We start from the raw sequence: 13,780 nt of genomic DNA on the forward strand, positions 1-13,780 counted from the left end.
TCCCTTCGGACTAAAAATTCCGATTCGTCTATTTAGATAACAACCGCTTCTTCAACGATTTCAACTAAACGGAAACGCTTAGTAGCAGAAAGCGGGCGAGTTTCCATGATTTTAACGATATCGCCAAGTTTCGCTTGGTTTTGCTCATCATGGGCTTTATACTTTTTAGAATACTTAACACGTTTTCCGTATAAGGAATGAGTTTTGTAAGTTTCAACTAAAACTGTAATCGTTTTGTCCATTTTGTCAGAAACAACACGACCAGTATAAACTTTGCGTTGGTTACGTTCGCTCACTATGCAAACCTCCCCTCAATTTATCGATTAATTCCGATCTCTCTTTCACAAACTACAGTTTTCATACGAGCAATCGCTTTACGTACTTCACGAATGCGAGTTGGGTTCTCTAATTGTCCTGTAGCAAGTTGGAAGCGAAGATTAAACAACTCTTCCTTTAAAGCTTTAACTTTTGTTTCGATTTCGGCAGTGGTTAATTCACGAATATCATTAGTTTTCATTAGATTCACCACCATTTTCTTCACGTTTTACGAATTTACATTTCACAGGTAACTTGTGAGCTGCAAGACGTAATGCTTCGCGTGCTACCTCTTCAGATACACCCGCAATTTCAAACATAATTTTCCCAGGTTTTACTACTGCTACCCAGCCTTCTGGTGCCCCTTTACCGGAACCCATACGTACTTCTAGAGGTTTTGCAGTGTAAGGTTTAGAAGGGAAAATTTTAATCCATACTTTACCGCCACGTTTCATGTGACGAGTCATTGCACGACGAGCAGCTTCGATTTGACGGTTTGTAATCCATGAAGCAGCTAGTGCTTGTAAACCAAATTCACCAAAAGCGATTTCAGTTCCACCTTTTGCACGACCACGCATTTTACCACGATGCTCTCTACGATATTTTACGCGTTTAGGCATTAACATATTATTTTCCTCCTTCCTCAGAAGCTTTCTTTTTTGTAGGAAGGACTTCTCCACGGTAGATCCATACTTTTACGCCTAATTTACCGTATGTTGTATCAGCTTCAACTGCTGCATAGTCAATATCAGCGCGAAGTGTATGAAGTGGAACAGTTCCTTCACTGTAAGATTCTGCACGAGCGATATCAGCTCCGCCAAGACGACCAGAAACCTGTGTTTTAATACCTTTTGCTCCTGCACGCATAGCACGTTGAATAACTTGCTTTTGTGCACGACGGAATGATACACGGTTTTCTAATTGACGAGCGATGTTTTCGCCTACTAATTTAGCGTTAAGATCAGCTCTCTTAACTTCTAAAATGTTAATGTGTACACGCTTGCCTGTTAATTGGTTAAGAGCTTTACGAAGTGCTTCAACTTCAGTACCACYTTTACCAATTACCATACCAGGTTTTGCAGTGTGAATTGTAACATTTACACGATTTGCTGCACGTTCGAYTTCTACTTTAGCAACAGCAGAATCTTTTAAGCGTACAGTAATGTACTCACGGATTTTGATGTCTTCATGTAATAACGTAGCATAATCTTTCTCAGCGAACCAACGAGATTCCCAGTCGCGGATAATACCGACACGAAGACCAATTGGATTAACCTTCTGACCCATCGATTATCCCTCCTTCTTTTCTGATACCACAACTGTGATGTGGCTTGTGCGTTTGTTAATTTGGCTTGCACGACCCATTGCACGTGGACGGAAACGTTTCAACGTTGGACCTTCGTCAACGAAGACTTTTTCAACAACTAGGTTGTTAATATCCATCTCATAATTGTGCTCTGCATTTGCGATTGCAGATTTTAAAACTTTTTCTACAACTGGAGAAGCAGTTTTTGGTGTGTGGTTAAGGATAGCAATCGCTTCACCCACTTGCTTACCTCGGATTAAGTCTACTACTAAACGAACCTTACGAGGAGCAATACGAACTGTTCTCACTACTGCTTTAGCTTGCATTGAAGTGCCTCCTCTCATTATCTTCTAGTTTTCTTATCGTCAGCAAGGTGACCTTTATACGTACGAGTTGGTGCGAATTCACCTAACTTATGGCCAACCATATCCTCAGTGATGTACACAGGTACGTGTTTACGACCATCATATACAGCAATTGTATGTCCGATGAACTGAGGGAAGATTGTTGAACGGCGAGACCAAGTTTTAACAACTTGTTTTTGCTCAGATGCAACTAATTTTTCCATTTTGTTCATTAAGTGATCATCGACAAATGGTCCTTTTTTTAAGCTACGAGCCATTTTGGTGCCTCCCTTCGTGATTGGCGTACGGTTCTTGAAGCGAACCGTACTACAATCCCATTATTTTTTACGACGACGAACGATAAATTTATCAGACGCTTTGTTTTTCTTACGAGTCTTGAATCCAAGAGTTGGTTTACCCCATGGAGACATTGGAGACTTACGTCCGATTGGAGAGCGACCTTCACCACCACCGTGTGRGTGATCAACCGGGTTCATTACAGAACCACGAACTGTTGGGCGCTTACCTAACCAGCGAGAGCGACCTGCTTTACCGATTTTGATAAGTTCGTGTTGTTCGTTACCAACTTGACCGATTGAAGCGCGACAAGCAGATAATACTAAACGTACTTCACCAGAAGTTAAACGTACAAGTACGTATTTTCCTTCTTTACCAAGTACTTGAGCAGATGTACCAGCAGAACGAACTAATTGTCCGCCACGACCAGGCTTAAGCTCGATGTTATGAACAACAGTACCTACTGGAATGTTGATTAATGGTAATGCGTTACCGATTTTAATGTCAGATTCAGGACCAGACATAACTTCCATACCTACTTCTAAAGTTTTAGGAGCAAGAATGTAACGTTTTTCACCGTCAACGTAATTAATTAATGCGATATTCGCAGAGCGGTTTGGATCATATTCGATCGTAGCAACGCGTCCTGGAATTCCATCTTTGTTACGCTTAAAGTCGATGATACGGTATTGACGCTTATGTCCGCCACCTTGATGACGTACAGTAATTTTACCTTGGTTATTACGACCAGCCTTTTTGCTTAAAGGAGCAAGTAAAGACTTTTCCGGTCTGTCGGTCGTGATTTCAGCGAAATCATTCGTAGTCATGTTACGACGACCGTTAGTAGTTGGATTATACTTTTTAATTCCCATCTCAATTTCCCTCCTTCTTTAGTAAGAATTAAACGCCTTGGAAGATTTCGATTTCTTTGCTGTCAGCAGTTAGCTTAACGATTGCTTTACGACGACGGCTAGTAAAACCAGCGTGACGACCAACACGTTTTGCTTTCGGCTTGTAGTTCATGATATTTACTTTGTCTACATTAACACCAAAGATCGCTTCTATAGCGTCTTTAACCTCTGTTTTATTAGATTTAACGTCCACGTCGAACGTGTATTTTTTTTCAGCCATCATTTCCATAGAACGTTCAGTGATAACTGGGCGCTTAATGATATCACGAGGATCTCTCATTATGCAAGCACCTCCTCTACTTTTTCCACTGCCGCTTTTGTCATGATTAGCTTATCATGATGAAGCACATCTAGCACGTTTACGCCATCAGCAGTGATTACTGTTACTCCAGGGATATTGCGAGCAGATAACTCTACAGATTCGTTTGCATCAGCAGTTACGATAAGAGCTTTCTTCTCAACAGTTAAYCCTTTAAGTACTGCTACCATGTCTTTTGTTTTTGGTGCATTTAACACTAGGTCCTCAAGAACTACAATGTTGTTCTCAACTACTTTAGTAGCTAATGCAGATTTGATTGCTAAACGACGAACTTTCTTAGGAAGTTTGTACGCATAGCTTCTTGGTGTAGGTCCGAATACCGTACCACCACCACGCCATTGAGGAGAGCGGATAGAACCTTGACGAGCACGTCCAGTTCCTTTTTGACGCCACGGTTTACGACCACCACCGCGAACTTCAGAGCGAGTTTTTACTTTGTGTGTACCTTGACGTAAAGATGCACGTTGCATCATTACAGCTTCAAATAGTACAGCTTCATTTGGTTCGATACCGAAAATAGCTTCAGCTAATTCGATTTCACCAACCTGTGAACCAGTTTGGTTATATACAGTAACTTTTGGCATTGGAATTCCTCCTTCCTATTGTGAATTATTTGCTAACCTTCACAGCGCCTTGAACAACTACAAGAGATTTCTTAGCACCTGGAACGTTACCTTTTACTAGTAATAAGTTGCGCTCAGTGTCAACTTGAACGATTTCTAAGTTTTGGATAGTAACTTGGTCTCCACMCATACGTCCAGCAAGTTTTTTGCCTTTGAATACACGGTTCGGAGCAACTGGCCCCATTGAACCTGGACGACGGTGATAGCGAGAACCATGAGACATAGGTCCGCGAGATTGTCCGTGGCGTTTAATAACACCTTGGAAACCTTTACCTTTAGAAATTCCTGTTACGTCAACGATTTCACCTGCAGCGAAAACTTCAACTTTTACCTCTTGACCAACCTCTAATCCGTCCACGTCTGCATCGCGGATTTCGCGAATGAAGCGCTTAGGAGTTGTAGATGCTTTAGCAGTGTGGCCTTGTTCAGGTTTGTTAGTTAACTTTTCACGTTTATCTTCAAATCCTAACTGAATTGCGTTGTAGCCATCAGTTTCAGTTGTTTTCTTTTGAAGAACAACGTTTGGATTAGCAGCGATTACCGTTACTGGGATTAACTCACCGTTCTCAGCAAATACTTGAGTCATACCGATCTTTCTTCCTAAGATTCCTTTGGTCATGAGTTACACCTCCTACATTTTTAAGTTATATGAATTATAATTTGATTTCGATATCTACACCAGATGGTAAATCTAAACGCATTAATGAATCTACTGTTTGCGGAGTAGGACTCACGATGTCGATTAGACGTTTGTGCGTGCGCATTTCGAATTGTTCACGAGAATCTTTGTACTTATGAACAGCACGAAGAATTGTGTAAATAGTCTTCTCAGTTGGTAATGGGATTGGACCAGAAACTGTTGCCCCAGAACGCTTAGCTGTTTCTACAATTTTCTCAGCTGATTGATCAAGAATACGGTGATCATAAGCTTTTAAACGGATACGAATTTTTTCTTTTGCCATTATTTTCCCTCCTTCGTTCGCCTATTTCTAAAATAGACCTTCTCCATGGAAATTTCCCCACACCATGCCATGGCAAAGCGGCCGGGTGTGTCAGCAACCTTCCACTTCATCGCAGTCAAAGACCAACATTGTCTATTATACAATGTTATTCGTCTAGATGCAAGCATCTTTTTGTTCGCATCTGCTTTTCTCTACTTTTGCTATTATACATGGCACTTTAAAGAATATCAAGTTTTCATCTACTCTTATTCACCTTACAGTTTTTGGGTGTTGTTTTCGTTTTATATACTATAGAAGAAACTCATCCAAAAATAGAAAACGCATCTCTTTCTTCTATAGTAATAAGCAATAAAAAAAACTCAAGGGAGAATCCCTTGAGTTTTTAATAATCTAATTAAAGACTACTCAGCAACGATTGTAGCAACTACACCGTAACCTACTGTACGTCCACGCTTGAGCTTGGTCAAGAAGCTTACGGAACATTTCGACACCAGTTACAGTTGTAGTAGCATTCTCTTCAGCAAGACCGATGATTTCTACTACGTCACCAACTTTAACGATTCCACGCTCAACACGACCAGTTGCAACTGTACCACGACCTGTGATAGAGAATACATCCTCGATAGGCATTAAGAATGGTTTGTCAGTTTCACGTTCTGGAGTTGGGATGTAAGCATCAACTTCAGTCATTAATTCGATGATTTTTTCTTCCCACTCAGCTTCTCCTTGAAGAGCTTTAAGAGCAGAACCTTTAATTACAGGAATATCGTCGCCTGGGAATCCGTATTCAGATAATAGGTCGCGAACTTCCATTTCTACTAATTCTAATAATTCTTCGTCATCTACCATGTCGCATTTGTTTAAGAATACAACGATGTAAGGAACACCTACTTGACGAGAAAGAAGGATGTGCTCACGTGTTTGAGGCATTGGACCATCAGCAGCAGATACTACTAAGATACCGCCGTCCATTTGAGCAGCACCAGTGATCATGTTTTTAACATAGTCAGCATGACCTGGGCAGTCAACGTGTGCATAGTGACGAGTTTCAGTTTCGTACTCAACGTGTGCAGTTGAGATTGTGATTCCGCGCTCTCTTTCTTCTGGAGCAGCGTCGATTTGATCGTATCCGCGTGCTTCAGCACCACCAGCTTTTGCAAGAACTGTAGTGATCGCAGCAGTTAATGTAGTTTTACCATGGTCAACGTGGCCGATTGTACCGATGTTAACATGGGGTTTAGAACGTTCGAATTTAGCTTTAGCCATTCTAAATTCCTCCTTAGTTTATATAGGTTATTTTATATTTAGACTAGAAAGTGAAACTTGCATCTCACTTTCTAAGCTTACATAAGTAGTTATACTTGAACAATCGATAAAAATCAATTATTCACCTTTATTTTTTTTAATAATTTCTTCAGAAACAGACTTCGGTACTTCTTCATAATGATCAAATGTCATTGAGAATGTTCCGCGTCCTTGAGTGTTAGAACGTAATGCTGTTGCATAACCGAACATTTCAGAAAGTGGAACCATAGCGCGAACAACTTGTGCGTTACCGCGAGCTTCCATACCTTCTACACGTCCACGACGAGATGTTACGTCGCCCATAATGTCACCCATGTACTCTTCAGGAATTACAACTTCAACTTTCATCATTGGCTCAAGAATTACTGGGCTACATTTAGAAACCGCAGCTTTAAGCGCCATAGATGCAGCGATTTTGAACGCCATCTCAGATGAATCGACATCATGGTAAGATCCGTCAACTAACGCAGCTTTAATATCAACTAGTGGATAACCAGCTAGTACACCATTTTTAAGTGCGTCTTCAAGACCCGCTCCAACAGCTGGGATGTATTCACGTGGAACTACACCACCGACAACCTTGTTTTGGAATTCGAATCCTTTACCTTCTTCATTAGGTTCAAACTCAATCCAAACGTGACCGAATTGTCCACGACCACCAGATTGACGAGCGAACTTACCTTCAACTTTCGCAGCAGCGCGGAAAGTCTCACGGTATGCTACCTGAGGAGCACCAACGTTTGCTTCCACTTTGAATTCACGGCGCATACGGTCAACAATGATATCAAGGTGAAGTTCACCCATACCAGCGATGATTGTTTGGCCAGTTTCTTGGTCAGTGTGAGCACGGAATGTTGGATCTTCTTCAGAAAGCTTAGATAATGCTGTACCCATTTTATCTTGGTCAGCTTTAGATTTTGGTTCGATAGCTACAGAGATAACTGGTTCTGGGAATTCCATAGACTCAAGGATAACAAGACTCTTCTCATCACAAAGAGTATCACCAGTAGTAGTATCTTTTAAACCTACAGCAGCAGCGATATCACCAGCGTAAACTGTTGAAATCTCTTCACGGCTGTTAGCGTGCATTTGTAGGATACGACCTACACGCTCACGCTTACCTTTAGTTGAGTTTTTCACGTATGATCCAGAGTTTAACACACCAGAGTACACACGGAAGAACGTTAACTTACCAACATAAGGGTCAGTCATGATTTTGAATGCTAGAGCTGCGAATGGTTCTTCATCGCTAGACTTACGCTCGATAGCTTCCTCCGTATCCGGAAGAGTACCTTTAATAGCGGGTACATCTAATGGAGATGGTAGGTAGTCAATAACTGCGTCTAACAGAATTTGAACACCTTTATTTTTGAATGCAGAACCACAGATTACTGGGAAGAATTCWACAGAAGTTGTAGCCTTACGGATACCAKCTTTAAGCTCTTCTACAGTGATTTCTTCACCTTCTAGGTACTTCATCATCATTTCTTCATCAAGCTCAGCTACCGCTTCAATAAGTTTYCCACGGTATTCTTCAGCTAATTCTTTGTGCTCTTCAGGAATTTCAACACGCTCGATGTCTGTTCCTAAATCGTTACTGTACATGTAAGCACACTCTTCAACAAGGTCAATAATACCATTGAACTCGTCTTCAGCACCGATTGGTAACTGAATTGGATGTGCGTTTGCTTGCAAACGATCGTGGATTGTTCCTACAGAGTATAAGAAATCTGCACCAATCTTATCCATTTTGTTAACGAATACGATACGAGGTACACCATAAGTAGTAGCCTGACGCCAAACAGTTTCTGTTTGTGGTTCTACACCAGATTGTGCATCAAGTACTGCTACTGCGCCATCAAGTACGCGTAAAGAACGTTCTACTTCTACTGTGAAATCTACGTGTCCTGGAGTGTCAATGATATTTACACGGTGACCTTTCCATTGTGCTGTAGTTGCAGCAGAAGTAATTGTGATACCACGTTCTTGCTCTTGCTCCATCCAGTCCATCTGAGATGCACCTTCATGAGTTTCACCGATTTTATGAATACGTCCTGTGTAATACAGAATACGCTCAGTTGCTGTTGTTTTACCAGCATCGATGTGAGCCATGATACCAATATTACGAGTGTTTTCTAAAGAGAACTCTCTAGTCATTTGGTGTCTTGCTCCTTCCATATATGGATTGGATTATTTTATTTTAAGTAGCAAAAAAGCCACTTTATATTGTTACATATGCCAGTGTCCAGTACCCTCATTATGTAAAACGAGCGCCCAACGAAAGGGAGAGGCATTCTCCCTCTCCACACTTCCATAAGCGACAAATAAAGCGGTTTATGCTTACATTTATTTTACGTTGAATCCTACCAACGGTAATGAGCAAATGCTTTGTTAGCTTCTGCCATTTTATGAGTATCTTCACGTTTCTTAACAGCTGCACCAGCGTTGTTAGATGCATCTAAGATTTCGTAAGCTAGACGCTCTTCCATAGTTTTTTCACCACGAAGGCGAGCATAGTTTACTAACCAGCGAAGACCTAAAGTTGTACGGCGTTCTGGACGAACCTCAACTGGAACTTGGTAGTTAGCACCACCAACACGACGAGCGCGTACTTCAAGAACAGGCATGATGTTCTTAAGAGCTTGCTCGAATACTTCCATTGGTTCTTTATCTGAACGTTCACGAACGATCTCGAAAGCGTTATAAAGAATTGTTTGAGATTTACCTTTTTTACCGTCAACCATCATTTTGTTGATTAGGCGTGTTACAAGCTTAGAATTGTACATTGGATCTGGTAACACGTCACGTTTCGCAACAGGTCCTTTACGAGGCATATTGAGTTCCTCCTTTCATTATAAATTTATTATTTTTTAGCAGGTTTTGGTCGCTTAGTACCATATTTAGAACGTCCTTGCATACGTTTGTCAACACCAGCTGTATCAAGCGCACCACGAACGATGTGGTAACGTACCCCTGGTAAATCCTTTACTCGACCACCGCGAATTAATACTACGCTATGCTCTTGTAGGTTATGACCGATACCTGGGATGTAAGCTGTAACTTCAATACCATTTGTTAAACGTACACGAGCGTATTTACGTAACGCTGAGTTAGGTTTCTTCGGAGTCATTGTACCAACACGAGTACACACACCACGTTTTTGAGGTGCAGAGATATCAGTTGATTTTTTCTTTAAAGAATTAAAACCTTTGTTTAACGCAGGTGATTTAGACTTCCATACTTTATCAGTACGACCATTTCTCACTAATTGGTTAATAGTAGGCATTTGATTATCCTCCCTTCGCATGTTTGTATGACCACATATCCAGGTGGTTCATTATTAGTTGAAAACAAAGTTTTTGCAAGGAAGAGCAAATGCTCTCTCCTCACAAAAACAGTTTTAACTTATTATTCCTATTGCTGAAGCTCCCACTTGAATCCCCGAAACTTTTCCAAGCTTACGAACTGATTCAACTTTGGTTATGGGTATGTTATGTTGCAAGGCAGTACGAATGATAACATGGGTTAACCGCACATCAGCATCTTCCGCAATAACAACTTCTTTAACTATACCATTTTTGATTGCTTCCAATGTTCGTTTATGACCAACGACTACATTTTCAGCATTTGACACTTTTTGATAAGACATATAAATATCCTCCAAAGCATCGTTCAGGAGCAACCTTGATTATAGTAACATTTTGTCTCATACAATGTCAACTAGGATTAGCTGTTTTTATACAAAATTTACGACGGAAAATTTTACTGTTCCACATAAACTTCATCGTTTTCTACATTCATGTTATCTTGTGTTGTTTTTACAAGATCCACTTTGCGATAACGATTCATACCTGTTCCAGCAGGAACAAGCTTACCGATAATAACATTCTCTTTCAATCCTAGAAGCTCATCGCGTTTACCCTTAATTGCTGCATCTGTTAGAACACGAGTTGTTTCTTGGAATGACGCCGCAGATAAGAACGAATCTGTCTCAAGTGAAGCTTTTGTAATACCAAGTAGAACCGGTCTAGCCGTTGCTGGTTGTTTACCTTTCAGTAACACCTTCGCATTCGCATCAGTAAACTGATGGATATCTAGTAATGTTCCTGGTAATACATCTGTTTCACCCGCATCACTTACACGAACTTTACGTAGCATTTGACGTACCATTACTTCTACGTGTTTGTCACCAATTTCTACCCCTTGCATACGGTATACTTTTTGAACTTCACGTAATAAGTATTCTTGAACTGCTGTAATGTCCGTTACTTTTAGTAATTCCTTCGGATCAATAGAACCTTCTGTTAACTCTTTACCGTGGCTAATTGGCTGTCCTAGAGTTACTTTCAGACGAGCACCGTAAGGAATAGCATACGTACGAGCTTCAACTTCACCCTGTACAACTACTTCTTGGCGATCTTTAACATCGTTGATCGCTGCGATAACACCGTCAATTTCACTGATAACTGCCTGCCCCTTCGGATTACGAGCTTCGAAGATCTCTTGGATACGAGGTAAACCTTGTGTGATATCATCCCCGGCAACCCCACCTGTATGGAACGTACGCATCGTTAACTGTGTACCTGGCTCACCGATAGATTGAGCTGCGATAATACCTACCGCTTCTCCTACTTCTACGTCTGTACCAGTTGCTAAGTTACGACCGTAACACTTCTTACATACACCATGGCGAGTATTACACGTAAACGCTGAACGAATGTTTACAGTTTCAACACCCGACTTTTCAACGATATGAGCAATATCTTCAGTAATTAATTGATTTTCAACAACTAATACTTCACCTGTCTCAGGATGTTTTACAGTTTTTCTTGCAAAACGTCCAACAAGACGATCATATAGTGACTCAATAACTTCATTACCCTCTTTAATCGCACCAATTAGTAAACCGCGATCTGTTCCACAATCATCTTGACGAACAATTACATCTTGTGCAACGTCTACAAGACGACGTGTTAAGTAACCAGAATCGGCAGTTTTAAGTGCTGTATCGGCAAGACCTTTACGCGCACCATGCGTAGAGATGAAGTACTCAAGTACTGTTAAACCTTCACGGAAACTCGATTTGATCGGAAGCTCAATGATACGACCAGATGGATTGGCCATCAGACCACGCATACCAGCAAGCTGGGTAAAGTTCGATGCGTTACCACGGGCACCGGAATCACTCATCATGAAGATTGGGTTGCGTTTATTCAAGGATTTCATCAGCTTTCCTTGGATAACATCTTTTGCATTACTCCAAATAGAGATAACRCGATCGTAACGTTCTTCTTCCGTGATTAAACCGCGACGGAATTGTTTAATTACATTATCTACTTTTGCTTGTGCTTCATGGAGAATTTCATCTTTTTCACCTAATACAAGAATATCTGATACCCCAACTGTAATACCAGCTTTTGTAGAGTATTTAAATCCTAAGTTTTTCATACGGTCAAGCATGCGAGACGTTTCTGTAATTTGGAAACGTTTGAATACTTCCGCAATAATATTACCAAGGATTTTCTTGCTAAATGGTGCCACTTCTTCGCGACTAGCAATAATTTCTTTAATGTTCGCACCTTTTTCAACGAAATATTCCGCTGGTGTTTCTTTTTCAAGGTTTGAGTTTGTTGGTTCATTAATATAAGGGAACGACTCTGGTAAGATTTCGTTAAATATTAATTTACCAACTGTTGTTAATAGAAGCTTACTCTTTTGCTCTTCAGTAAACGTTACATTATTTACCGAACTCGCAGCAACTGCAACACGTGTGTGCAGATGTACATATCCATTTTGGTATGCAAGTATTGCTTCGTTTGCATCTTTGAAGACCATACCTTCACCGATTGCACCCTCGCGCTCAAGTGTTAAGTAATAGTTACCTAATACCATATCCTGAGATGGAGTAACAACTGGTTTTCCGTCTTTTGGATTCAAGATGTTTTGTGCCGCTAACATAAGGATACGAGCTTCTGCTTGTGCCTCTGATGATAACGGAACGTGAACCGCCATTTGGTCACCGTCAAAGTCCGCGTTGTATGCAGTACATACAAGTGGGTGAAGACGGATTGCACGACCTTCTACTAGTGTAGGTTCAAACGCCTGGATACCAAGACGGTGAAGTGTTGGTGCGCGGTTTAGAAGCACTGGATGCTCTTTGATCACAGATTCTAAAACGTCCCAAACTTCAGGGTGTACACGCTCGATTTTACGTTTAGCACTCTTAATGTTGTGTGCTAATCCTTTTCCAACTAACTCTTTCATAACGAAAGGTTTAAACAATTCAAGTGCCATTTCTTTCGGCAATCCACATTGGTACATCTTTAAGTTCGGTCCTACRACGATTACAGAACGGCCAGAGTAGTCAACACGTTTACCTAATAAGTTTTGACGGAAACGTCCTTGTTTACCTTTAAGCATGTGAGATAGTGATTTTAATGGACGGTTACCTGGTCCAGTAACTGGACGGCCACGGCGACCATTATCGATTAATGCGTCTACAGCTTCTTGTAACATACGTTTTTCGTTTTGAACGATAATGCTTGGTGCACCTAAGTCCAATAGACGTTTTAAACGGTTGTTACGGTTAATTACACGACGATATAAGTCGTTTAAGTCAGAAGTAGCAAAACGTCCACCATCTAACTGTACCATCGGGCGTAGTTCTGGTGGGATAACTGGAAGAACCTCTAAGATCATCCAAGATGGGTGATTTCCAGAGTTACGGAATGCTTCTAATACTTCTAGACGTTTAATAGCACGAGTACGGCGTTGTCCTTGTGCTGTTTTTAATTCTTCTTTTAAGAAGTCTACTTCTTTATCTAAATCGATGTCTTGCAGTAATTTTTTAATCGCTTCTGCACCCATAGCAGCATGGAATGTACTGCCATATCGATCACGATATGCACGGTATTCTTTTTCAGAAAGTAATTGCTTCTTATCAAGTGGTGTATCTCCACTTTCTGTTACAACATAAGAAGCGAAATAAATTACTTCTTCAAGCGCGCGAGGGGACATGTCTAAGACAAGTCCCATGCGGCTCGGGATACCTTTGAAATACCAAATATGAGATACAGGAGCAGCTAATTCGATATGACCCATACGTTCACGACGAACTTTTGCACGCGTTACTTCAACGCCACATCGATCACAAACTACACCTTTATAACGTACACGTTTATATTTCCCGCAATGACATTCCCAGTCCTTTTGTGGTCCGAAAATACGCTCACAGAACAAGCCATCTTTTTCAGGCTTTAACGTACGATAGTTAATTGTTTCTGGTTTCTTAACTTCACCGTATGACCAAGAACGAATCTTGTCAGGTGAAGCAAGTCCAATCTTCATATATTCAAAGTTATTTACATCTATCAAGGGGCCTACCTCCCTTTTAGTCTA

The 13,780-nt window shown here is 40.9% G+C and carries 16 protein-coding genes and 1 pseudogene; all 17 read right to left on the reverse strand.

Annotated elements, in window-relative coordinates; all coding sequences use genetic code 11:
- Window positions 1-32: 32 nt before the first annotated feature.
- The gene (gene rpsQ / locus AC1DJR_RS02275; protein WP_002091526.1) at window positions 33-296 is read right to left on the reverse strand and encodes a 30S ribosomal protein S17; all 264 of its coding nucleotides are present in this window, start codon (window positions 294-296) and stop codon (window positions 33-35) included.
- 20 nt (window positions 297-316) lie between these two features.
- Entirely contained in the window at window positions 317-517 is a 201-nt protein-coding gene (rpmC, locus tag AC1DJR_RS02280; protein ID WP_002091523.1) for a 50S ribosomal protein L29, read from the reverse strand.
- Window positions 507-941, reverse strand: a complete 435-nt coding sequence (rplP, locus tag AC1DJR_RS02285) for a 50S ribosomal protein L16 (RefSeq protein ID WP_002063419.1) — start codon at window positions 939-941, stop codon at window positions 507-509. The genes rpmC and rplP overlap by 11 nt, the downstream gene beginning before the upstream one ends.
- 1 nt (window position 942) lies before the next feature.
- Entirely contained in the window at window positions 943-1,602 is a 660-nt protein-coding gene (gene rpsC, locus AC1DJR_RS02290; protein WP_477001941.1) for a 30S ribosomal protein S3, read from the reverse strand.
- Window positions 1,603-1,605: 3 nt separating this feature from the next.
- Entirely contained in the window at window positions 1,606-1,947 is a 342-nt protein-coding gene (gene rplV / locus AC1DJR_RS02295) for a 50S ribosomal protein L22 (RefSeq protein WP_002009773.1), read from the reverse strand.
- A 17-nt stretch (window positions 1,948-1,964) separates the two neighbouring features.
- Window positions 1,965-2,243, reverse strand: a complete 279-nt coding sequence (gene rpsS, locus AC1DJR_RS02300) for a 30S ribosomal protein S19 (protein ID WP_000124452.1) — start codon at window positions 2,241-2,243, stop codon at window positions 1,965-1,967.
- A 60-nt stretch (window positions 2,244-2,303) separates the two neighbouring features.
- Window positions 2,304-3,134, reverse strand: a complete 831-nt coding sequence (gene rplB / locus AC1DJR_RS02305) for a 50S ribosomal protein L2 (protein ID WP_477001942.1) — start codon at window positions 3,132-3,134, stop codon at window positions 2,304-2,306.
- 28 nt (window positions 3,135-3,162) lie between these two features.
- Window positions 3,163-3,453 carry a 50S ribosomal protein L23 gene (rplW, locus tag AC1DJR_RS02310; RefSeq protein ID WP_001205557.1) on the reverse strand — a complete coding sequence of 97 codons (291 nt, stop codon included), beginning with the start codon at window positions 3,451-3,453 and terminating at the stop codon, window positions 3,163-3,165.
- A complete protein-coding gene (rplD, locus tag AC1DJR_RS02315) occupies window positions 3,453-4,076 on the reverse strand; it encodes a 50S ribosomal protein L4 (protein WP_001127261.1) in 624 nt (207 codons plus the stop codon). The genes rplW and rplD overlap by 1 nt, the downstream gene beginning before the upstream one ends.
- Window positions 4,077-4,101: 25 nt before the next feature.
- Window positions 4,102-4,734 (reverse strand): 50S ribosomal protein L3, encoded by a 633-nt coding sequence (gene rplC, locus AC1DJR_RS02320; protein WP_477001943.1) that lies wholly within the window; start codon window positions 4,732-4,734, stop codon window positions 4,102-4,104.
- A 34-nt stretch (window positions 4,735-4,768) separates the two neighbouring features.
- Window positions 4,769-5,077: a 30S ribosomal protein S10 gene (gene rpsJ / locus AC1DJR_RS02325; protein WP_001040595.1), complete on the reverse strand. Its 309-nt coding sequence runs from the start codon at window positions 5,075-5,077 to the stop codon at window positions 4,769-4,771.
- A gap of 450 nt (window positions 5,078-5,527) precedes the next feature.
- Window positions 5,528-6,343: pseudogene (gene tuf / locus AC1DJR_RS02330) on the reverse strand (elongation factor Tu); the annotation flags it as partial.
- A 117-nt stretch (window positions 6,344-6,460) separates the two neighbouring features.
- On the reverse strand, window positions 6,461-8,539 hold the full coding sequence (fusA, locus tag AC1DJR_RS02335) for an elongation factor G (RefSeq protein ID WP_477001944.1): 2,079 nt from the start codon (window positions 8,537-8,539) through the stop codon (window positions 6,461-6,463).
- Between the two features lie 206 nt (window positions 8,540-8,745).
- On the reverse strand, window positions 8,746-9,216 hold the full coding sequence (gene rpsG, locus AC1DJR_RS02340) for a 30S ribosomal protein S7 (RefSeq protein WP_002063416.1): 471 nt from the start codon (window positions 9,214-9,216) through the stop codon (window positions 8,746-8,748).
- A 29-nt stretch (window positions 9,217-9,245) separates the two neighbouring features.
- Entirely contained in the window at window positions 9,246-9,668 is a 423-nt protein-coding gene (gene rpsL / locus AC1DJR_RS02345; protein WP_001142341.1) for a 30S ribosomal protein S12, read from the reverse strand.
- A 114-nt stretch (window positions 9,669-9,782) separates the two neighbouring features.
- Window positions 9,783-10,031, reverse strand: coding sequence for a 50S ribosomal protein L7ae-like protein (locus AC1DJR_RS02350; protein ID WP_000121833.1), 249 nt, complete (start codon window positions 10,029-10,031; stop codon window positions 9,783-9,785).
- A gap of 113 nt (window positions 10,032-10,144) precedes the next feature.
- On the reverse strand, window positions 10,145-13,756 hold the full coding sequence (gene rpoC, locus AC1DJR_RS02355) for a DNA-directed RNA polymerase subunit beta' (protein ID WP_002009783.1): 3,612 nt from the start codon (window positions 13,754-13,756) through the stop codon (window positions 10,145-10,147).
- Window positions 13,757-13,780: the final 24 nt, after the last annotated feature.

The organism is Bacillus sp. 05T31, from assembly GCF_056396725.1.